This is a genomic window from Pseudarthrobacter raffinosi (genome assembly GCF_023913735.1).
GTDB classification, from domain to species: domain Bacteria; phylum Actinomycetota; class Actinomycetes; order Actinomycetales; family Micrococcaceae; genus Arthrobacter; species Arthrobacter raffinosi.
The window spans coordinates 185,279-204,738 of sequence record NZ_JAMXBH010000004.1 but is presented as its reverse complement, the minus strand read 5'-3'; the positions used below and the strand labels follow the sequence as shown (position 1 = coordinate 204,738).

The window sequence follows — 19,460 nt, the reverse complement described above, 5'->3', positions numbered from 1 at the left end:
ATGCCTTAGCGGTCCCCGGGAGCTATCCCGCCGAAGACCCAGCTGACCGCGGTTCCAAAACCGATGTCCAGCAGGCTGACGATCACCATCATGATGGCCACGAACACCAGCACCACGAGCGTGTAGTTGATCAGTTCCTTGCGGGTTGGTGCAACAACCTTCTTCAGTTCGCCGATGACCTGGCGAATGAAGAGTGCAATACGAGCGAAGAAGTTTGCCTTGGCGTCCTTCTTAGCTGGGCGGCCCTTGGAGCTGCTGGCAGCTGTTTCGGTCACCTGGTCCTCGCTCATCTTTGCAATGTTGGATTACCCGGTTCTGATCAGAACCATGGTTGCTGCGCTTGCTCCGGCATTCCGCCGGAACAGCTTGCGCAGGGCAGACAGGACTCGAACCTGCAACCTGCGGTTTTGGAGACCGCTGCGCTACCAATTGCGCCACTACCCTATGGATCGAAAACAGCATCCTGACAAACTTCCGCAGTTTGCACTGGGGCGCACGTCATCATCCGTGTTTTCAACACCGGAGAACCAGTCTACGCAACAACTTCGTCTACGTCGAACCAGCCTCATTCCGGACCGTCCAATCCGCCCTGGTGGGTGACTTGACCTGCAGTCACATCCACGCCGGCAGCCCGAACGATCCGCTGAACAGCATAGAGTAGACCACGTCGAATTCCACCATTCAGCCTCCGGGCTGCAAGCGAAGAACGGACCCTGCCATGTCTGCCGCCCGCGTTTCCAAGCGCATTTCCGCTATTGCCGAATCCGCAACCCTGGCCGTTGATGCCAAGGCCAAGGCGCTGAAGGCAGCTGGCCGGCCCGTTATTGGCTTCGGGGCAGGGGAACCGGACTTCCCCACCCCGGACTACATCGTCAAGGCGTCGATTGAGGCCGCCGGCCAGCCCAAGTACCACCGCTACTCCCCCGCCGCCGGCCTGCCGGAGCTCAAAAAAGCCATCGCCGAGAAGACTCTCCGCGACTCCGGCTACGCCGTGGATCCGTCCCGGGTGCTGGTGACGAACGGCGGCAAGCAGGCCGTGTACAACACCTTCGCCACGCTGTTGGATCCGGGCGACGAAGTGATTGTCCCCACGCCGTTCTGGACCACCTACCCGGAGGCCATCAGGCTCGCCGGCGGTGTCCCCGTTGAGGTGTTCGCCGGACCTGAGCAGGACTACCTGGTCACCGTTGAGCAGCTTGAGGCCGCGGTGACGGACAAGAGCAAGATCCTGCTGTTTGTCTCGCCGTCCAACCCCACCGGCTCCGTCTACAGCCCCGAGCAGGTCGCCGAAATCGGCAAGTGGGCCGCCGCCAAGGGGCTCTGGGTGGTCACCGACGAGATCTACGAGCACCTGACGTACGACGGCGTCCCGTTCACCTCCATCGCCACCGCAGCCCCGGAACTGGGCGACAAAGTGGTCATCCTCAACGGCGTCGCCAAGACCTATGCGATGACCGGCTGGCGCGTCGGCTGGATGATCGGCCCGGCCGACGTCATCAAGGCAGCCACCAACCTGCAGTCGCACGCCACCTCCAACGTTTCTAACATCATGCAGATCGCAGCCCTCGCCGCGGTCTCCGGACCGCTGACCGCCGTCGACGAGATGAAGGTGGCATTTGACCGCCGCCGCAAGGCGATCGTTGCCGGCCTGAACGCGATCGACGGTGTTGAATGCCCGACACCGAAGGGTGCGTTCTACGTCTACGCGGACGTCCGTGCGCTGCTGGGGAAGGAATTCCCGACGGCGGCAGGCACCGCAACGCCGTCGACCTCCGCCGAACTGGCTGCTTTGATCCTGGATGAGGTTGAAGTTGCCGTGGTACCGGGTGAGGCGTTCGGCCCTTCAGGCTACCTGCGGCTCTCCTACGCCCTGGGCGACGATGACCTCGCCACCGGCGTCGCCCGGCTCCAGGACTTCCTGGGCCAGGCCAAGTAGGGACGCTCTCTCACTTCCTGCAGGAAATACTCAAACGCTCTATCACTTCCTTTAGGAGTGATAGAGCGTTTGCGCTTAAGCCGCATCAAGTGAGAGAGCGTTGGGGAAAAAGGCACTTTATGTGAGAGAGCGTCCGGGGTGGGCTAGAGGAGGCGGCGTTCGGCGGCCCACTTGGTCAGCTCGTGCCGGCTGGAGAGCTGGAGTTTGCGCAGCACCGCTGAGACGTGGGTTTCCACGGTTTTGATGCTGATGAACAGCTCCTTGGCCACCTCCTTGTAGCTGTAGCCCCGGGCGATCAGACGCATCACTTCAAGCTCGCGGGCAGACAGCCTGTCCAGCTCGTCGTCGGCAATATCGGCCGGAGCGGTGCCGAAGGCGTCCAGCACGAAGCCGGCCAGCCGGGGCGAGAACACAGCGTCGCCACCGGCGACTCGGAACACGGCGTCGGTGATCTCGGCCCCGGAAATCGTCTTGGTGACATACCCCCGGGCACCGGCGCGGATGACTGACACCACGTCCTCGGCGGCGTCGGAGACGCTCAGGGCCAGGAACTTGGTGGTGGCCAGGAGCGACGCGGAACCCGCGATGACTTCCCGGCCGCCGCCACCCAGACCACCGGGCAGGTGCACGTCCAGGAGCACCACCTCCGGACGCTCCTGCGCGATCACCGCGATGGCCTGCTCAACCGTTGCCGCTTCCCCCACTACTTGGATGCTCTCAGAGAGGTCGGCCTTGAGTCCCGAGCGGAAGATGGCGTGATCGTCCACGATGACCACCCTGACCGGCGTTGCGGGGCGGATGGGCCCGGTCCCCTGTATGCCGGTCCCCTGTACGTTGTTCATGATTTCCCTTCCGCGTTTTCCGGTTGGAGTGCCGGCATTCCCAGCCGCACCTCAGTGCCGTTGGGCGTGCTGGTGATGGAGGCGGACCCGCCGTGGCGTTTCATGCGTCCGATGATCGATTCGCGGACACCGAGACGGTCTTCGGGCACCTCCTGCAGGTCGAAGCCCGGCCCCCTGTCCTTGATGAAGATTTCCGTCCGACCATCGGAAACTTCGAGGTAGACAGAGACGGTCCCGCCGCCGTGCCGGGAGGCATTGAGCATCGCCTCACGGCTGGCCTGGACCAGGGCTTCATGGGATTCGGTCATGGCTGTGTCCCCGACGCTCACCACCTCCACAGCGTTGCCGAGCGAGTCTTCCACTTCGGCACCCACGGCCTTGATGCGGTCCGAAAGCTGGCCCGCCTCCTTACCCGGGTCCTGGAACAGCCAGCTCCTGAGCTCACGTTCCTGCGCCCGGGCGAGCCGGACTACGTCGTGCTCGTTTCCCGCCCGCCGCTGGATCAGGGCGAGGGTCTGGAGGACGGAATCGTGCAGGTGGGCAGCGATCTCGGCCCGCTCCGTTTCACGGATACGGCCCGCCCGCTCAGTTTCCAGGTCCCGCCAGAATTTGAGGGCCCACGGAAGAAGTACCAGCACCACGCCGCCCAGCACCGACACCGACGCCAGCAGCGCCAGCCAGGTCTGTTCCCAGGATCCGGAACCGGACACCATCACCAGCACGCCGGCAACCACCAGCGCCAGACCGGCGGCCAGGCGCGCCCAGCCGCCTGCCTGATCGGCCTTGGTTTTGTCCACGAGCCCCGCGCGGCGGGTTTCGTCGAGCTGCATCCAGGCGATGGCTGCGCCGCCCAGCACGGCAGCCGCGGGGATAAGGGTCTCCAGGGGCACGTCCACGCCCAGGAGCCGGGCAATCATGATGCCCGCCACGAGGAGGAGTCCGGCGCCCAGCATAATCTCCTTGCCATAACGCATGCTGCGGACCCGGAACCACGGCGGCCGCACGGGGGCCCCGTAGCTCGAACCGTAGCCGGCAGCGGGCCCGCCGGAAACACCCCCCGGGGCGAAAGCACCGGCGTCGGGATTTCCCCACCAGGGAGCGGCCGCGGGCGAGCCCTGCGACGGCGCCGCCGAGTGCGGCCCGGCGCTGAATGCCGGGTCAAGGCTGACGGCCGGGGCAATGGGCGACGCCGGACGCCTGGCATTGCGCCGGGCACTTTCGTCGGCGGTGGGGACCATGATCCACAGCCACGCATAGAAGGCCAACCCGGCGCCACCGGCGAGCGTCGCGAGTGCCATGCCGATCCGCACGCTTTTCACCGGCCAGCCCAGATGCGCCGCGAGGCCGGCACAGACGCCCGCGATGACGCGGTCGCTGCTGCGGACAAGCGGTGGGCGGGTGAGGGCGGTGGTCATGTGTCAATCCAAGCACGGATCAGGGTTCCCCGGACCCGATTCCGGCCTGAACCGGGGGTAACTCAGGGGCGAGTCAGGGTGTTCCCCAGTAGAGCTGCGCCGCCCCGGACGGCAGGATCGAAGTATGAACTCCCAGACCCCCACCCCCGATGACGGCCAGCCCACCGAACCGCTCCCCCCAAGCGACCCGGACCAGCCGACCGAACCCCTGCTGCCACCCCCGGCTGCTTCGCAGGACACACCCCCGACCGCCGGTCCCTATGCCGGCCCGTACGCAAGCCCGCATGCCGGCCCGTATTCCGGCCCGTACTCCAGCGCCAAAGCGCCGGGGCAGTCCGGTGACTTCTTCACCTGGGTCCGGAGCCACGGTATCCAGCGCGGACGCGACCGGTGGATCGGCGGTGTCTCCAGCGGCATCGCGCACCGGATGGGCATCGATCCGCTGATTGTCCGCGGCATCTTCATTGTCCTCACCCTCTTCGCCGGAATCGGCGTCCTGCTCTACGGCCTGGCCTGGGCAGTCCTTCCCGAACCCGACGGGCGCATCCACGTCCAGGAAGCCGGCGCCGGCCGCTGGTCCAGCGGCATGACAGGCGCCCTGATCACCACTGTGGTGGGGCTCACCGGGCTGGGCGGCGGATTCTGGGGCTGGAGCCGCAACGGCTTCGGCGGATTCCTCTGGACCGTCTTCTGGGTGGGCGGCGCCATCTACTTCATCTACTACCTGACCCAACGCAACAAGGCCCGGAATGGAGCTCCCATGAACGCCGCACCGCAGCCGGCCGGCGCAAACTCCGGTTACTCGGCCGACCCCACCGCCCCCTATGCCTCGCCGTTTGCGGCCACGGATTCCGCCTCTGCCCGCACGTCGAGCACGTCCGGCGCGACCGGCAGCGCGCCTTACCTTCCGGTCCCGCCGTCGAGCGTCAACCCGCCTTACGGTGGGGGCAGCTACGGCGGCGGCAGCTACGGCGGGGGCGGCAGCGACGGCGGTGCCTACGGCGGCTACCAGCCTCCACAGGGCCCGGCACGCGCACCCAAGGTCCGCCCGTCCGGCCCCGGCGCCCCGGCAGTAGCCATTACAGCCGGAACAGCGCTCCTGGTGGGTGGCGGGCTCAAAGCCCTGGACGCCGGCAACGTGATCAACCTCGGCGACGCCGCCAACGCGATCGTCTGGGCCAGCGGTGCAGCCGTCCTGGGCCTGGGCATCCTGGTCGCGGGCCTGCGCGGCAGGACGTCCGGAATCCTCGGATTCTTCGCCGTTGTTGCCCTGGTGATTGGCAGCATCTTCAACGTTGTGGGCAACGGCGACAGGGTCCGCTTCACCCAGGTCGACTGGGCACCGACGAGCCAGCAGCAGGCGGCCGATGGCTTCAGCGTCACCGGCGGCAGGGGAACCGTTGACCTCACCCAATTGGGCGCGCAAGCCCCGCTGGACTCAGAAGTCGTGGTTCCCCTGGACATCACGGCGAGCAACGTCACCGTGATCCTCCCCAGCAACATTCCCGTGGACGTGAGGGCAGACATGACGCTGGGGAACCTCAACGAAGGCACCAACCACCGGGGCGGCATTACCTCCCAGGAAACCAGCTACAACACCGACAAGCCAGGCGGCCACCTGATCATCCGGATCGACGGCACCCTCAGCAACGTCACCATCCAGGAAGGAAACTGACATGAGCAGCTTCGATCCGGCACCGGATTCGTCTACCCCGCAAACCCCGACGACGGTGCACACCGACGCGGCCGGACCCTCACCCACACGGGTGGGCACGATAGTCTGGGGCCTGATCGTGATGGCGCTGGCCGCCCTGATCATCATCGCCCAGTTGGGCGTGGTAACCCTGAACGGCACCTACGTACTGATCGGCCTTATGATCGGCGCCGGCGCCGCGCTGGTGATCGGCGGGCTGCTTTCGGCCCGAAAGCGTGACAATGAACCCACAACAGGGAAGTCTTGAACCATGGACAAGTTCTTCAGCATCGTCAGGGGCTTCGGCCTGAAACGTGGACCCCAACGCTGGCTGGGAGGTGTGTGCGGCGGCATTGCAGCAAAGCTCAACGTGGATGTGGCATTCGTCCGGATCGCTTTCCTGGTCTTCTGCCTCCTCCCCGGCCCCGCCGTCGTCCTCTACATCGCAGCGTGGCTGGTCCTTCCTGACCAGCAGAACTCCATCCCGCTGCAGAAATTCCTGGACCGCCGCTCCATCAGCTGACCTCAGGTCAGAACCGCAAGGCCCCCGCTCCCCGGAGAATTCCTTCCAGGAGCGGGGGCCTTTCTGCTGTCCTTGTCCACCGGCCGGTGGACAACAGATTCAACCGGCCGGGCCTGTTGACCGGCACCCCGGGACTGCAACGCTGGAAGCATGAACACTTCCCTCATCCCCGGGCAGCGGCAATCGCCTGATGCCATCTGAGCAATCCCGAGGTGGCCACCGCGCTCCATATCGCCGAGGCGACGGTCAAGACCCACCTGCTGCGGATCTTCAACAAGCTGGACGTGGACGACAGGACCCGTGCCGTGGTCCCTCCCATGGAGCGGGGCGTTTTGTAACCGGTTTGTGTCGTAACGCACACCGCCGACTACAATCTAGGTGAGCTCAGCGTGGCGCTCTGCCTGTAAACCTTCACACCAGGATTTGAGCCGAGACATGAAAATTGGAATTCTTACCAGCGGCGGCGACTGCCCCGGACTGAACGCTGTCATCCGCGGAGCCGTCCTCAAGGGCATCGCCATCCACGGCCACGAATTCGTGGGGTTCCTGGACGGCTGGCGGGGTGTCGTCGAAGGCGACATCATCGACATCCCCCGCAGCATGGTCCGCGGCATCGCCAAGCAGGGTGGCACCATCCTGGGCACCTCCCGCACCAACCCCTTTGAAAACGGCGGCGGGCCGGAGGTCATCAAGGCCCACATGGACCGCCTCGGCATCGACGCCATCATCGCTATAGGCGGCGAAGGGACCCTCGCGGCCGCGAAACGCCTTACCGACGTCGGTCTCAAGATCGTGGGTGTCCCCAAGACCGTGGACAACGATCTTGACGCCACCGACTACACGTTCGGTTTTGATACGGCCGTCCAGATCGCCACCGAGGCCATCGACCGGCTCCGGACCACGGGCGAGTCCCACCACCGCTGCATGATCGCCGAGGTCATGGGCCGCCACGTTGGTTGGATTGCCCTGCACGCCGGCATGGCCGCCGGCGCCCACGCCATCCTGATCCCCGAGCAGAAGGTCAGCATCGAGCAGATCACCGAATGGGTCCAGGAAGCCCATGACCGTGGCCGCGCCCCGTTGATTGTTGTTGCCGAGGGCTTTGTTCCGGACCACATGGAATCCCCGCACTCCGAGCGCGGCCTGGACACGTTCGGCCGGCCCCGTCTGGGCGGCATCGCGGACCAGCTCGCCCCCGAGATCGAAGCCCGCACCGGCATCGAGACCCGTGCCACGATCCTGGGGCACATCCAGCGCGGCGGCGTCCCGTCCGCGTTCGACCGTGTGCTCGCCACCCGCCTGGGCATGGCCGCAATCGACTCCGTGGTGGAGGGCTACTGGGGCACCATGGTGGCCCTCAAGGGCACCGACATTGTACACGTGAGCTTCGACAAGGCCCTGGGCCAGCTGAAGACCGTACCGCAGAACCGCTACGACGAGGCTGCGGTCCTGTTCGGCTAAGCCTGATCAGCGCGAACGGACACTTGAGGCCCTCCGCTGTGGGGCCTCAAGTGTCCGTTCGCGCTTCCCTGTGCTGGGTAGGCTGGGGATATGACTCTTGACCCCGGTTCCGCCGCCATCATCCAGCTCGCTTGGGCCCGGCATTTGGGGCTCGACGACGGCGCTTTCGCTGCGTCGCTGACTTCCGGCGAGCGTTTGGTCAGGGCCGACGACGCTGCAGGGACTGTGGAGTTCGTCAGGCTGTTCGGCAGCTCGGCACTGGTGGGACCCCAATGGGTCATTGACGCCGCCGCCGGAATTCCGGATGAGGAGATGGCCCAGCATGTGACCCTCCTGACCCTGACCCGGTCCCACGGAGGCCACGGCCTCGGCGCCGCGGCATTGTTCTTCGCCGACGACCTGCCCCTTCGCCAGCCCTCCGAAGAGCTGACCGTGTCCCACGGAAACCCGGAGGCGATCGAGCTGGAAGGCCTGTGCCCGCCGGACGACGTCAACGAAGTGCACCTGTCAGAACTTGGGCACCGCTACACGATTCTCCACGAGGTGGACGGGCGGCGCTTCCCGGTGGCCTGCGGCGCCTACGGGGAATGGGAAGGACTTCTCGCGCAGATGGGAGTCCTGGTGGACCCCGAGTGGCGGCGACGCGGGCTCGGATCGGTGGCCGCATCGATCGCCGCCCACGCGGCCCTCGCGGCGGGCCTCACCGTCCAGTGGCGCGCCGAGGTCAGCAACACCGGCGCCGTGGCCCTGGCGCGGCAGCTGGGCCTGTCCACCGGCGGCATCCAGACCAGCGTGCACCTGGGCTGACGCCGCCTGGGACGGCTGCCTACTTTTGGGACGCCGCCTAGGACGCCCGGGTGGCACCCTCTACGGCCGGAGCCGCCGGCTGACCGCCCCAGCCCGCTGCTACCTTGGGCTTGGCGAAGAACAGTGCCACGGCTGCGCCCACCAGGATCACACCGGCAGGAAGCAGGATGGACTGTCCCATCGCCGTCGAGAATCCCTCATGGAGCGCCTCAGGCAACAGTCCGGAGAATTCCATTCCGCCGGACCCGGAACCTTGCGCGGGAAGCTCCGCGGCCAGGCGCGCCTGGATGAGCACGGCGAGGGCCGCGCTGCCAGTACCGCGCCGATCTGACGGGTGGTGTTGTAGACCCCGGAACCTGCCCCGGCCTGACGCGGGGGCAGATTGCGCGTGGCCGTGGAGCTCAGGGGCGCCCAGATGCCGGCATTCGCGAACCCCAGGACAGCACTGGGCAGGAGAAAGAGCAGGATGGGGGTATCCGGGTGCATCAGGTGAAGCCAACGGTGGTGATGCCGATGTTTGCCAAGGAGAAATTGCGGTCCCGGAACAGGCCCAGCGGCAGGAGCGGCTCGCCCTTGTTGAAGCGCTGCCAGAGTATGAACGCCCCAAGCACCAGCAGGCCGGAGATGATGAGACCCCAGACGCTGACGGGGCCAACGATGGTCCCCCAGTTGTACGTCTCGCCTTCCTGGATGCCGAACACCAGGAGGAACAGCCCGGCGGCGCTGAGCAGCACGCCCGGGATGTCGAACTTATGGGGGTCCGTGCTGAGGGTGGGGACGAACCGCCAGGCGAGGATAAATCCAACGATGCCGACCGGCACGTTGATGAAGAAGATCCATTCCCAGCCGAGGCTGTCCACGATCAGGCCGCCCAGGATTGGTCCCCCCAGCGTTGCCAGGCCCGCGGTGGCGCCCCACAGGCCCATGGCGGCGCCCCTTCGGTCCGGCGGGAAGATCCTGGTGATCACCGCCATGGTCTGCGGCGTCATGATGGCGGCGCCCAGGCCCTGGAAGATCCGGGCCGTGATCAGCGTCTGGACGTCACCGGCCAGCCCGCACCAGAGGGAGGCGAGCGTGAAGACCACGAGGCCGGAGAGGTAGAGCTTCTTGGGTCCGAAGCGGTCGCCGAGCCGGCCAGTGCCAAGGCCGCGCTACATTTTCCAAGCCTCAGTTGCCCAACAGATCGAGGATGTCGGTACGGGCGAACATCTGCGCGGCAGCCCGGGCGGAGGGGCTGCCGGCGTCGGGATCTGCTCCGGCGTCGAGCAACACGCGGGACACGTCCGTGTACCCCTTGAATGCTGCACCGGCCAAGGGGGTCTGGCCGCGGTCGTTGGCCGTGTTGGCCTCTCCGCCGTGCTCCAGGATCAGCTGTACCGTCTCAGCGTGGCCGTGGTATGCGGCCAGCATCAGAAGCGAATCGCCCGCGGTGTTGGTCATGGTGGCGGGCGCTCCGGCCTCGAGATAACTCCGCAGCAGACCGGTGTCCCCCTCCCGGGCAGCCTGGAAGAGCCGGTGCGCCAACGCCACCGCTTCGTCGTCGGTCGTGGCCTCGGGTTTGGCGGCGCCGGGCGTAGCGGCGTCGGGTGCGGTGTTCTCGGTCATGAGCGGGTCCCCCTCAGGAATCCAGTCTGGCGTCCCACTACCTGGCCGGCGTCGGGAGCAACAATTACTTCCTGGGCAGCGATGTAAGGCTCGTCGCCGTCCAGCACGGTCAGCATTTCGTCCGGTGCGACGGACCGTTTGATGACGGCCAACGCCACCGGGCCCATTTCGTAGTGCTGCGCAACGGAGGTCACTGTTCCGACCTTCCGTTCGCCGAGCATGACCTGGCTGCCGGGCGCGGGCATGGTGTGCTGCGATCCGTCCAACTGGAGGAACACCAGGCGCCGCGGCGGATGGCCCAGGTTGTGCACGCGGGCGATGGTCTCCTGGCCTTTGTAGCAGCCCTTGGACAGGTGCACGGCGGTGCGGAGGAGGTCCAGTTCGTGCGGAATGGTTTTGTCGTCGGTTTCGGCGCCCAGCCTGGGGCGCCACGCAGCGATGCGGAGGGCTTCGGCCGCCATTACGCCGGCGAGCGGGCGGTCTGCCAAAGTGTCCTCAAGTGCTGCGGCCGGGACGAGGTACTCGATCCAGGGCCGCTCCAGCCCTGGGTGCCCTTCCTCCGGAACCACAGCGTAGGAGTAGCCGCCGGCGCCGACGTGCGGCCACGGATCCCGCCAGGCCAGCAGTGCGGACCATTCCTCCACAGTCTTGGTGGACCCGAGAACTGCCCAGTCGGCGGAGACGTCGGTGACCTCGACGCGCAGCATGAACTTCATTTTGTTCAGCCACTCAGCCAGCGGTGCAGCCTCGGCGGCTTCAACAATCAGCCAGGTGGTCCCGCCGTCGTCCACTACACGGGCGTCAAACTCGATCCGGCCTTGGATACTCAACAGCAGCAACTCACTTGACTCCCCCGGCTGCAGGCCTGTGACCTGCTGGGAAGACAGGGTGTTCAGCCAGGTCAGCCGGTCCGGACCGCTGACCGTCACCACGCCGCGGTGGGAGAGGTCGACGACGGCGGTACCGGCCGCGAGGGCGCGCTGCTCACGCAGCGGCTCACCGTAGTGGGATGCGACGCCGGTGTCCGCGCCGGTGGCCTCGACGGCGCCGGGGCGCGACAGTAGGGGGCTGGGAGTAGTCATACTGGGGGAACGTCCTTAGGTCGGTGGGTATTCCGGTCTCGGGCAGCGGGTCCTGACAGGCTCGACCACCGGTGGGTCAACCACCGCGCCGCGGCGTTAGCGGTATTCCGGGTTTTCGAAGTCGAAGCGTGTTCCGGCTTTCCATTCTTCAGGAAGATTGCCGTAGGCGGGAATCCCGCCGGCGTCCTTAAGCATCCGGGCGAAATGCAGCAGGTTCCATGTCATAAACGTGGTGTTGCGGTTGGTGAAGTCGGATTCGGGGCCGCCGGAGCCTTCGTCAAGATAGCTCGGGCCGGGGCCAACCGGGCCGATCCAGCCGGCGTCGGCCTGGGGTGGGATGGTGAAGCCGATGTGCTGCAGGCTGTACAGCACGTTCATGGAACAGTGCTTGATGCCGTCCTCGTTGCCGGTGATCAGGCACCCGCCAACTTTGGGGTAAAACACCCATTGGCCCTTGTGGTTGAGTTCCCCCGAATGCGCGTAAAGCCGTTCGATCAGCTTCTTGGTCTGGGAGGAGTTGTCGCCCAGCCAGATGGGACCGGCCACCACCACAATGTCGGCCTCCTCAACAGCAGGGTACAGTTCCGGCCACTCATCGGACGGCCAGCCGTGCTCGGTCATGTCCGGGTAAACACCGCTCGCGATGTCGTGATCGACAGTCCTGATCACGCGGGTGCTCACGCCCTGTTTCTCCATGATGAGGCGGCTGACATTGATCAGGCCCTCGGTGTTGCTGGTCTCGGGCGACCGTTTCAGAGTGCCGTTGAAGAACACAGCCTTCAGGTCGCTGTAATCCGTGGAGTCCTTCTGTGTAGCCATGATGCTCCCTTGATTCACTCGTGGGTGAAGCCCAGGATGCCAAGTCTACCGATGACCGGTGACACGGCAGGGCGTCAGGAAACCTTTTTCAGGAAGGCAGAGGCGTGCGCTTCGAGGCCCTTGCCGGGCTGCGATGTTCCGCCGGTGGCCACGTCCCAGCGCCAGAGCAGGTTGCCGTCCACCAGTCCGAAGATCCGGGTGGCCGCGCTGTAGTCCTTGGAATGGCTTCCGCGCATCACCATGTCGGTGGTCAGCTGGATCTGAGGGCCCTTGATCTGCCCGTAGTAGAGCTCGGAGATCCCGCCGGGATGTGAGATGGACACCGAGATATCGAACCCGCCGTCTTTATTGCGGAGCGCTTCGACTTCATCGGCGCTCTTGAGAGCGGGAACAATATCGGCCGGAATCAGGCCCGGTCCGCCGTCGGCATCAAGCTGTTTGCGCTCCAGCGCCCAAAAACCGGTCTCAACCGTCAGCGGCCGCAGGCGCGTGCCGTCGTCGTCGGTTAACCAGCTCTCCGCGCGGTACTGAAGATACGGCAGGCCGTTGTGCGTGAAGGAGACATGCTGGAGGAAGTGCTCCGAGTCCTCGTCCCCGCTGCCGAGCCGGCCGCTGCCTTCCCACTCACCAATGAGCCAGGAAAGCGGAACAAGTTCCGGTGTCAGGTCTGTAGGAATTTCTATCGGCACGGCAATTACCTCAGGAAAATGCTAGCTCGTTGAACGGGTTTACTTCTGGCCTTTGAAGAGGCGGTAAACCACAAAGCCGGCGAACCAGGCCATGGACAGGCTGGCGATGCCGAGCAGGACGAGGAAGAAGATTTCAAATGCAAGTACGGACATGATGCCATCCTAACCGGTTAGTAGATGAGTAGTTTGTCTATGAAGTAAGCCAGGGAGCCCACGGCCGAAACCGGCGCAAGGCCCATGCTAACCGCAGCCAAAGGATTCAGCGGACCGCCGCGGAGTGTTACGAGTCGGCGGAAGCTGACCAGCACGGCGCCCACCACAACACCGAAGATCGCCGCCGGCAGAACAGCAATATCTGAAAAGACCAGTCCGGCGAGCGGCCCGGCAAGTCCTGCCATCACAATGCCGAGGGGGGCCACGATGCTGTCCGGCCAGCGGATCAGGCCGGCCAGCAGAGCCACGGCAGCGCTGATGGCTGCCACCAGGAGCATCTCCCGCACGCCGTTGAAGCGCGCGCCGGCAATCCAGCCTGCCCCCAGGCACGAGAGGAGTACCCCGGCGCAGCAGCCCAGCGTGGACTCAAGCCGTTGGGCCTGGCCCGTGCCTCGGATGAGCTGCACCACAAACACAGCCATCATTCCCAACGCCATGAACGCCGGCGTCCAGTCCAGGAAACCCGGGGCGGGGACAAAACCGGCAGCGAGCGCCGATCCGACGCCCGGCAGCGCAATGACGGCTGCAAGGGTCTTTTTCGCGGGGATGCGCAGGAAATGGGGCCAGCCGATGCCTACTGCCACAGCGATCGCCACAGCGACGCCGATGAGTACCTCACGTGAGATGTAGACGCCGGCGATGATCGCTACGAGTCCCGCCACTCCGACAACACCGATGACCCACGAGTCCAGTGACTTTGCCGGGGCCTGCACGTCGGCGGTCATCGGAAACCCGGCCGGCCAGTTCGCTTCGGCTTCGACTCTGCACTCAATTCGTGGCATCCCATTCTGGCTGTGGACCCGGCGGCTCGGCCTTCGGTGTCAGGGCGTTCTGCCCGACGGTTCAATCCTGCCTTATGTGACCCGGATATGTCGCAAAACGAAGGTTTGAGGGGGCGGAATCCGTGCTGTCGTGCAGGCCGGTGGGTATACTCAGAGTTCAGCTACGCTTCCTGCTACGGATGCCGGCCGGATAGATACTTAGTCGGCCAAGTCCGCTGCAGTGAGATAGTACCGGCCGGTGAAAACCCGGTTCAGTCGCCCGAAGATGCGCGGACGCCCCTTGGAGGAACAATGTCGCACATCCTGCTATTGACGAACAGCACCGGTTCTTCGGTAGACATTCTGCCTGCCCTGGAATTGCTGAACCACCGCGTCCACATCCTCGCCGCGGAACCCACAGCCCTGCTGGAGACCGATCCCTGCGACATTGTGCTCCTCGACGCCCGCAAGGACCTGGTGGGCGCCCGCTCCCTCACCCAGCTGCTCAAGGCCACAGGTCTGAGCGCACCCCTGGTCCTGATCCTGACCGAGGGCGGCATGGCCGCTGTTTCTTCGGCCTGGGCCGTGGATGACATCGTGCTCGATTCAGCCGGTCCCGCCGAAGTGGAAGCCCGCATCAGGCTCTCCGTGGCGCGGGCAGTTCCGGACAAGGATGACGCCCCCACGGAGATCCGGGCGGCAGGCGTGGTCATCGATGAAGCGAGCTACACTGCCCGTGTCAACGGCGCCCCGCTGAACCTGACGTTCAAGGAATTCGAGCTCCTCAAATACCTGGCCCAGCACCCCGGCCGCGTCTTCACCCGCCAGCAACTGCTCACCGAGGTGTGGGGCTATGACTACTACGGCGGCACGCGCACCGTGGATGTCCACGTCCGGCGGCTGCGTGCCAAACTCGGTGCAGACCACGAAAACCTGATCAGCACGGTCCGGAACGTCGGCTATCGCCTGACCCTGGTGCGGCAGCAGGAAGACGAACTGACGGAAGCCTGACACCGTTCAGACAGCAACAGCCCCGGACCGCTGGTCCGGGGCTGTTGCTGTCGTAGTGATGCTGTATTTGTGGAGGACATACGGGTCGAACGTATCGAGGCCACCCCACTGGTGGATCCCCCTCGTTTCCCACCGTTACCGGCGGGTGAGATATCGACTATACGTGCCTGCCCCGGGGCCATCAAATCGGAGCGCCGTCCGGCCGGGGCGTATAGCCTAGCCTCATGAGTCCTGCGCACCCGGAAAAATGGCCCGTCCTTATTATCCACGGCGGTCTGGAAGAACAGCTGCTGAAGGACTGCGTGGCGCTCCTCGCAGCTGCCGAGGAGTCTGACGGCAACCCCTCGCTTTCCGAGCAAACGGTGGTGACGCTCCGCGCCGGGGACTCTGCAGAGCATTCCCTCCTGACCCTGGCGCTCTACGCGCCGGACGAGGACTCCGATCCCTCCTCCGGCCAGGACCTGGCCGGGTTTGCCGTTGTTGTGGAGGAGCCGGACGGCAGCGGAGTGCTGGAAATTGCCGTCCACCCCAGCTACCGCAACCAGGGCGTGGCGGACAGGCTTGTCGGCGCACTTCAGTCCGGGCGAGGCCTGGATGGGCTGAAGGCTTGGTCCCACGGCAACCACGAGGCAGCCGCGGACCTCGCCGCCCGCTACGGCTACGGTCCGGTGCGCGAACTCTGGAAGATGAGGCTGACCACCGCCACGGCAGAACTGCCCGACGTCGGCCTGCCGGATGGCGTCACGCTCCGCGCCTTTGCGCCGGGCAGGGACGAGGACCGCTGGCTGGCTGCGAACCGCGCCGCATTTGCCCACCACCCCGAGCAGGGCTCGATGTCCCGCGCGGACCTGGATGCCCGCATGGCCGAGGACTGGTTTGATCCCGCCGGCTTCCTGTTGGCCGTGGACGCCGAGGACCGGTTGCTGGGATTCCACTGGACCAAGGTGCATCCGCGCCACGGCGCCCACCCTGCGATCGGCGAGGTCTACGCGGTGGGCGTCACACCGGCCGCGCAGGGTATGGGCCTGGGAAAAGCACTCACTGTGGCTGGCATCAGGCATCTGCAGGGCCTGGGGCTTCACGCCGTCATGCTCTACACGGATGCCGACAACACCGCTGCCGTTTCCCTTTACCGGGGCCTGGGCTTCACACGCTGGGATATGGACGTGATGTACGGACCGCTGGCCTCTGTTTAGTGCCGCCCGGGTGAGTTATCCCTCTCGTGTGACTAACGACTTCGGATGGCCCGAAATCTAGGGCTTGTGGACGCTGATTGATTGTAAGGTTGGTAAAGAACCGCGCCGGCCGAGGGCCAGCATCAAGCGCCAGGTAAGAGGAGAGACCATGAAACCGGAACCCGCCGGAACAGTCACGTCCGAGGGCGCTTCAGTGCCGGTGCGCGCGCGCTTCGGCTCATCCGAAGTCCCTGCCTCGCGTGCAACGCAGGACCGGATCGACATCCCCGAGTTTGCGCCCAACCTTGTGCCCGAAGGGGACATCCGGCCTGACCGTTTCCTGGACCGCGAGCTCAGCTGGCTGGCTTTCAACTCCCGCGTCCTGGAACTCGCCGAAGATCCCTCGCTCCACCTCCTGGAACGCGTGGCTTTCCTGTCCATCTTCGCGTCCAACCTGGACGAGTTCTTTATGGTCCGGGTGGCCGGCCTGAAGCGGCGCATCGCCACCAACCTCGCCGTGCCCTCCCCTGCCGGCCTCAGCCCTGTGGAGGTGCTGGAGAAGATCGGCGACGAAGCCCACCGCCTCCAACAGCGCCATGCCCAGGTCTACGCCGAACAGATCCGCCCCGCCCTGGCCTATGAGCACATCCACCTGATGCACTGGGACGAACTGGATGACGCCGCCAAGCAGCAGCTCAGTGCCATGTTCGCCGAAAAGGTCTTCCCGATCCTGACGCCGCTGGCCGTGGACCCGGCACACCCGTTCCCCTACATTTCGGGGCTCTCCCTCAACCTGGCCGTCGTGGTCCGCAACCCCGTGAGCGACAAGGAACTGTTCGCCCGCCTCAAGGTTCCGGACCAGCTTCCCCGCCTGATCTCCATCGACGGTCCGCGGGCCGGGGCCGTGGCGGGACGCGTGGCGCGTTTCATCGCGCTTGAGGAAGTCATCGCCGTCCACCTGGACAAGCTCTTCGCCGGCATGGAAGTCCTGGAACACCACATCTTCCGCGTCACGCGCAACGAGGACCTCGAAGTGGAAGAGGACGACGCCGAGAACCTCCTGCAGGCGCTGGAGAAGGAACTGCTGCGCCGCCGGTTCGGCCCTCCCGTCCGCCTCGAAGTCACCCACGACATCAACCCGAACATCCGGGCCCTGCTCATCCGTGAGCTCGGAGTGGAAGAGTCCGAGGTGTACTCGCTCCCGGCTCCGTTGGACCTCCGCGGCCTGTCCGTCATTGCCGGAATTGACCGTGCCGACCTTCATTACCCCAAGCACATGCCGCACACGTCCCGATTCCTCAACGAGTCCGAGACGTCCAAGGCCGCCAACGTTTTCTCGGCCATGCGCCGCCGCGACATCCTGCTCCACCACCCGTACGACTCCTTCTCCACCTCCGTGCAGGCGTTCCTGGAACAGGCGGCCGCGGACCCCAAGGTCCAGGCCATCAAGCAGACCCTGTACCGGACCTCGGGCGACTCCCCCATCGTTGACGCCCTGATCGATGCCGCAGAGGCCGGCAAGCAGGTGCTGGCCCTCGTGGAGATCAAGGCCCGGTTCGACGAGCAGGCCAACATCTCCTGGGCCCGCAAGCTGGAACAGGCGGGCGTGCATGTGGTCTACGGCATCGTGGGCCTGAAAACCCACTGCAAGCTGTCGCTGGTGGTCCGCCAGGAAGTGGACGGGCTGCGCCGCTACTGCCACATCGGCACCGGCAACTACCATCCCCGCACGGCCCGCTACTACGAGGACCTTGGCCTGCTGACCGCCAATGACCAGGTAGGCGAGGACCTTTCCAAACTGTTCAACCAGCTCTCCGGCTATGCTCCGAAGTCAACGTTCAAGCGGCTCCTGGTGGCTCCGCGCTCCGTCCGCTCCGGGCTGATCGACCGCATCGAGACCGAGATCCGCAACGCCAGGGCCGGGCTGGCCGCAAGGGTGCAGATCAAGGTCAACTCCATGGTGGATGAAGCCATCATCGACTCCCTTTACCGCGCGTCCCAGGCCGGCGTGATGGTTGACGTCGTTGTGCGCGGCATCTGCTCGCTGCGTCCCGGCGTTCCGGGCCTCAGCGACAACATCACGGTGCGCTCCGTGCTGGGCCGATTCCTGGAACACTCCCGGGTGTTCGCCTTTGCCAACGGCGGCGATCCTGTGGTTTACATCGGCTCGGCGGACATGATGCACCGGAACCTGGACCGCAGGGTCGAGGCCCTGGTCCAGCTGTCCAATCCCGACGACATCAGCTACGTCCTTAACCTGCTGCGCCGCTACATGGATCCGGAGACAGCCAGCTGGCATCTGGATAACCAGGGCCTGTGGAACCGGCACCACATTGCCGACGACGGCAGCCACCTCGACGACATCCAGTCCTGGCTGCTGGCCTCGCGCACCCGCCAGCGCAGCCTGAGCCGTCGGTAGGGCTACGGCGTTGGCGGGCGACATCCTCGTAGCAGACCAAACAGAACATCCCGGCGAGGCAATCGCCGTCGTCGCAGCCGGGGCACTGCCTTGGCGTATCAACTCCGAAGGTCTCGAAGTCCTGCTGATCCATCGTCCGCGGTATGACGACTGGTCCTGGCCCAAGGGCAAGATCGACGCCGGTGAGACCCTTCCCGAATGCGCGGCCCGTGAGGTGCACGAGGAGATCGGACTTGATGCGCCCCTGGGCATTCCGCTGCCGCCGATCCACTACCGGGTGGCGACTGGACTGAAGGTGGTCCACTATTGGGCGGTCCACGTCAACGGGGCCCGCCTCGTTCCCGACGGCAAGGAGGTGGACCGCGTGGTGTGGTGCGCCCCTGAAACGGCCGCGGGGCTGCTGTCCAATCCGACCGACGTCGTTCCCTTGGAGTACCTGCGGGCAGCCCATGGCCGGGGTGACCTCAACACATGGCCGCTGATTGTGGTGCGGCATGCAAAGGCCAAGCCCCGCTCGTCCTGGTCCAAAGCCGAGGGCGAACGGCCCCTGGCCGCGACGGGAATCAGGCAGGCGCAGGCCGTCAGCCGGCTGCTGCAGGCCTGGAAGCCGCCGCGCGTGGTGACGAGTCCCTGGCGGCGCTGCGTGTCAACCGTGGCGCCATACCTGAGGGCAACAGGGGCCAAGGTCAAACTGGTGGAATCGCTGACGGAACACCGGCACGCCCGGACCCCCAAAAAAACCGCTGCCGCCATTGAGTCGCTCCTGGAGAAGGCACGGCCCGTCGCCGTCTGCACGCACCGTCCCGCACTGCCCACCATCCTGGGCCAGCTGGCCAAGCACATGCCTGGCCGCGTGCGCGCGCTCCTGCCGGACGCCGACCCTTACCTGTCCCCCGGTGAGCTGGTGGTGTGCCACGTGGCCATCGACAACAGGCGCCGCATCGTGGCAGTGGAGCAGTTCAAGCCCTTCGACGACTGAGTTTTCGGCACGCCCGGCCGCGCCGCCCGG

At 65.6% G+C, this 19,460-nt stretch carries 19 protein-coding genes, 1 tRNA gene and 1 pseudogene; 11 read left to right on the top strand and 10 right to left on the bottom strand.

The features are described 5' to 3' along the window. Window positions 1-5: 5 nt before the first annotated feature. Together secE and NG698_RS05470 are read right to left on the bottom strand one after the other, a co-directional pair. Window positions 6-290 carry a preprotein translocase subunit SecE gene (secE, locus tag NG698_RS05475; protein WP_056344431.1) on the bottom strand — a complete coding sequence of 95 codons (285 nt, stop codon included), beginning with the start codon at window positions 288-290 and terminating at the stop codon, window positions 6-8. Window positions 291-371: 81 nt separating this feature from the next. Further along, window positions 372-444, bottom strand: a tRNA-Trp gene (locus tag NG698_RS05470). A 274-nt stretch (window positions 445-718) separates the two neighbouring features. On the opposite strand from NG698_RS05470, the gene NG698_RS05465 reads away from it, so the two are divergent. Then, the gene (locus NG698_RS05465; protein WP_252598417.1) at window positions 719-1,936 is read left to right on the top strand and encodes a pyridoxal phosphate-dependent aminotransferase; all 1,218 of its coding nucleotides are present in this window, start codon (window positions 719-721) and stop codon (window positions 1,934-1,936) included. Window positions 1,937-2,079: 143 nt separating this feature from the next. Here NG698_RS05465 and NG698_RS05460 read toward each other — a convergent pair whose 3' ends face one another. After that, window positions 2,080-2,778: a LuxR C-terminal-related transcriptional regulator gene (locus tag NG698_RS05460; protein ID WP_210412321.1), complete on the bottom strand. Its 699-nt coding sequence runs from the start codon at window positions 2,776-2,778 to the stop codon at window positions 2,080-2,082. Next, on the bottom strand, window positions 2,775-4,193 hold the full coding sequence (locus tag NG698_RS05455) for an ATP-binding protein (RefSeq protein WP_252608563.1): 1,419 nt from the start codon (window positions 4,191-4,193) through the stop codon (window positions 2,775-2,777). Before NG698_RS05455 ends, NG698_RS05460 begins: the two co-directional genes overlap by 4 nt. Window positions 4,194-4,317: 124 nt before the next feature. Between NG698_RS05455 and NG698_RS05450 the strand changes: the two genes are divergently transcribed. The 6 genes from NG698_RS05450 (at window position 4,318) to NG698_RS05425 (ending at window position 8,677) form a co-directional block, all read left to right on the top strand. Further along, on the top strand, window positions 4,318-5,868 hold the full coding sequence (locus NG698_RS05450) for a PspC domain-containing protein (RefSeq protein WP_252608562.1): 1,551 nt from the start codon (window positions 4,318-4,320) through the stop codon (window positions 5,866-5,868). 1 nt (window position 5,869) lies between these two features. Continuing rightward, window positions 5,870-6,154 carry a hypothetical protein gene (locus NG698_RS05445; RefSeq protein WP_252569547.1) on the top strand — a complete coding sequence of 95 codons (285 nt, stop codon included), beginning with the start codon at window positions 5,870-5,872 and terminating at the stop codon, window positions 6,152-6,154. A gap of 3 nt (window positions 6,155-6,157) precedes the next feature. Next, on the top strand, window positions 6,158-6,409 hold the full coding sequence (locus tag NG698_RS05440) for a PspC domain-containing protein (RefSeq protein ID WP_056344450.1): 252 nt from the start codon (window positions 6,158-6,160) through the stop codon (window positions 6,407-6,409). 197 nt (window positions 6,410-6,606) lie between these two features. Beyond that, window positions 6,607-6,747, top strand: coding sequence for a LuxR C-terminal-related transcriptional regulator (locus NG698_RS05435; RefSeq protein ID WP_308293017.1), 141 nt, complete (start codon window positions 6,607-6,609; stop codon window positions 6,745-6,747). Window positions 6,748-6,844: 97 nt separating this feature from the next. Then, the gene (locus NG698_RS05430; protein WP_252569560.1) at window positions 6,845-7,870 is read left to right on the top strand and encodes an ATP-dependent 6-phosphofructokinase; all 1,026 of its coding nucleotides are present in this window, start codon (window positions 6,845-6,847) and stop codon (window positions 7,868-7,870) included. Window positions 7,871-7,960: 90 nt separating this feature from the next. Next, window positions 7,961-8,677 carry a GNAT family N-acetyltransferase gene (locus tag NG698_RS05425; protein WP_252598421.1) on the top strand — a complete coding sequence of 239 codons (717 nt, stop codon included), beginning with the start codon at window positions 7,961-7,963 and terminating at the stop codon, window positions 8,675-8,677. Between the two features lie 37 nt (window positions 8,678-8,714). On the opposite strand, the pseudogene NG698_RS05420 reads toward NG698_RS05425, so the two are convergent. The 6 genes and pseudogenes from NG698_RS05420 to NG698_RS05395 form a co-directional block, all read right to left on the bottom strand. Next, window positions 8,715-9,816: pseudogene (locus tag NG698_RS05420) on the bottom strand (MFS transporter); the annotation flags it as partial. A 28-nt stretch (window positions 9,817-9,844) separates the two neighbouring features. Beyond that, the gene (locus NG698_RS05415) at window positions 9,845-10,282 is read right to left on the bottom strand and encodes an ankyrin repeat domain-containing protein (RefSeq protein ID WP_252598422.1); all 438 of its coding nucleotides are present in this window, start codon (window positions 10,280-10,282) and stop codon (window positions 9,845-9,847) included. Next, entirely contained in the window at window positions 10,279-11,364 is a 1,086-nt protein-coding gene (ygfZ, locus tag NG698_RS05410) for a CAF17-like 4Fe-4S cluster assembly/insertion protein YgfZ (protein WP_252598423.1), read from the bottom strand. Before ygfZ ends, NG698_RS05415 begins: the two co-directional genes overlap by 4 nt. Before the next feature lie 96 nt (window positions 11,365-11,460). Further along, a complete protein-coding gene (locus NG698_RS05405; RefSeq protein ID WP_141141233.1) occupies window positions 11,461-12,183 on the bottom strand; it encodes a flavodoxin family protein in 723 nt (240 codons plus the stop codon). Window positions 12,184-12,257: 74 nt separating this feature from the next. Beyond that, the gene (locus NG698_RS05400) at window positions 12,258-12,872 is read right to left on the bottom strand and encodes a nitrobindin family protein (RefSeq protein WP_056344475.1); all 615 of its coding nucleotides are present in this window, start codon (window positions 12,870-12,872) and stop codon (window positions 12,258-12,260) included. Window positions 12,873-13,042: 170 nt separating this feature from the next. Further along, window positions 13,043-13,810, bottom strand: a complete 768-nt coding sequence (locus NG698_RS05395) for a permease (protein WP_252598661.1) — start codon at window positions 13,808-13,810, stop codon at window positions 13,043-13,045. Window positions 13,811-14,158: 348 nt separating this feature from the next. Here NG698_RS05395 and NG698_RS05390 point away from each other — a divergent pair, with 348 nt between their 5' ends. From NG698_RS05390 to NG698_RS05375, 4 genes are all read left to right on the top strand, one after another. Beyond that, window positions 14,159-14,857: a winged helix-turn-helix transcriptional regulator gene (locus NG698_RS05390; RefSeq protein WP_056344481.1), complete on the top strand. Its 699-nt coding sequence runs from the start codon at window positions 14,159-14,161 to the stop codon at window positions 14,855-14,857. A 224-nt stretch (window positions 14,858-15,081) separates the two neighbouring features. Beyond that, on the top strand, window positions 15,082-16,053 hold the full coding sequence (gene mshD, locus NG698_RS05385) for a mycothiol synthase (RefSeq protein ID WP_252598425.1): 972 nt from the start codon (window positions 15,082-15,084) through the stop codon (window positions 16,051-16,053). A 148-nt stretch (window positions 16,054-16,201) separates the two neighbouring features. Next, entirely contained in the window at window positions 16,202-18,451 is a 2,250-nt protein-coding gene (locus NG698_RS05380; protein WP_252608559.1) for an RNA degradosome polyphosphate kinase, read from the top strand. 10 nt (window positions 18,452-18,461) lie between these two features. Next, window positions 18,462-19,430, top strand: a complete 969-nt coding sequence (locus NG698_RS05375; RefSeq protein WP_252598428.1) for an NUDIX hydrolase — start codon at window positions 18,462-18,464, stop codon at window positions 19,428-19,430. Window positions 19,431-19,460 lie beyond the last annotated feature (30 nt).

What these genes read in the sequence shown, in the direction of transcription:
- secE (WP_056344431.1), bottom strand. Translation starts at nt 290, where the DNA reads ATGAGCGAGGACCAGGTGACCGAAACAGCTGCCAGCAGCTCCAAGGGC.
- NG698_RS05465 (WP_252598417.1), top strand. Translation starts at nt 719, where the DNA reads ATGTCTGCCGCCCGCGTTTCCAAGCGCATTTCCGCTATTGCCGAATCC.
- NG698_RS05460 (WP_210412321.1), bottom strand. Translation starts at nt 2,778, where the DNA reads ATGAACAACGTACAGGGGACCGGCATACAGGGGACCGGGCCCATCCGC.
- NG698_RS05455 (WP_252608563.1), bottom strand. Translation starts at nt 4,193, where the DNA reads ATGACCACCGCCCTCACCCGCCCACCGCTTGTCCGCAGCAGCGACCGC.
- NG698_RS05450 (WP_252608562.1), top strand. Translation starts at nt 4,318, where the DNA reads ATGAACTCCCAGACCCCCACCCCCGATGACGGCCAGCCCACCGAACCG.
- NG698_RS05445 (WP_252569547.1), top strand. Translation starts at nt 5,870, where the DNA reads ATGAGCAGCTTCGATCCGGCACCGGATTCGTCTACCCCGCAAACCCCG.
- NG698_RS05440 (WP_056344450.1), top strand. Translation starts at nt 6,158, where the DNA reads ATGGACAAGTTCTTCAGCATCGTCAGGGGCTTCGGCCTGAAACGTGGA.
- NG698_RS05430 (WP_252569560.1), top strand. Translation starts at nt 6,845, where the DNA reads ATGAAAATTGGAATTCTTACCAGCGGCGGCGACTGCCCCGGACTGAAC.
- NG698_RS05425 (WP_252598421.1), top strand. Translation starts at nt 7,961, where the DNA reads ATGACTCTTGACCCCGGTTCCGCCGCCATCATCCAGCTCGCTTGGGCC.
- NG698_RS05415 (WP_252598422.1), bottom strand. Translation starts at nt 10,282, where the DNA reads ATGACCGAGAACACCGCACCCGACGCCGCTACGCCCGGCGCCGCCAAA.
- ygfZ (WP_252598423.1), bottom strand. Translation starts at nt 11,364, where the DNA reads ATGACTACTCCCAGCCCCCTACTGTCGCGCCCCGGCGCCGTCGAGGCC.
- NG698_RS05405 (WP_141141233.1), bottom strand. Translation starts at nt 12,183, where the DNA reads ATGGCTACACAGAAGGACTCCACGGATTACAGCGACCTGAAGGCTGTG.
- NG698_RS05395 (WP_252598661.1), bottom strand. Translation starts at nt 13,810, where the DNA reads ATGACCGCCGACGTGCAGGCCCCGGCAAAGTCACTGGACTCGTGGGTC.
- NG698_RS05390 (WP_056344481.1), top strand. Translation starts at nt 14,159, where the DNA reads ATGTCGCACATCCTGCTATTGACGAACAGCACCGGTTCTTCGGTAGAC.
- mshD (WP_252598425.1), top strand. Translation starts at nt 15,082, where the DNA reads ATGAGTCCTGCGCACCCGGAAAAATGGCCCGTCCTTATTATCCACGGC.
- NG698_RS05380 (WP_252608559.1), top strand. Translation starts at nt 16,202, where the DNA reads ATGAAACCGGAACCCGCCGGAACAGTCACGTCCGAGGGCGCTTCAGTG.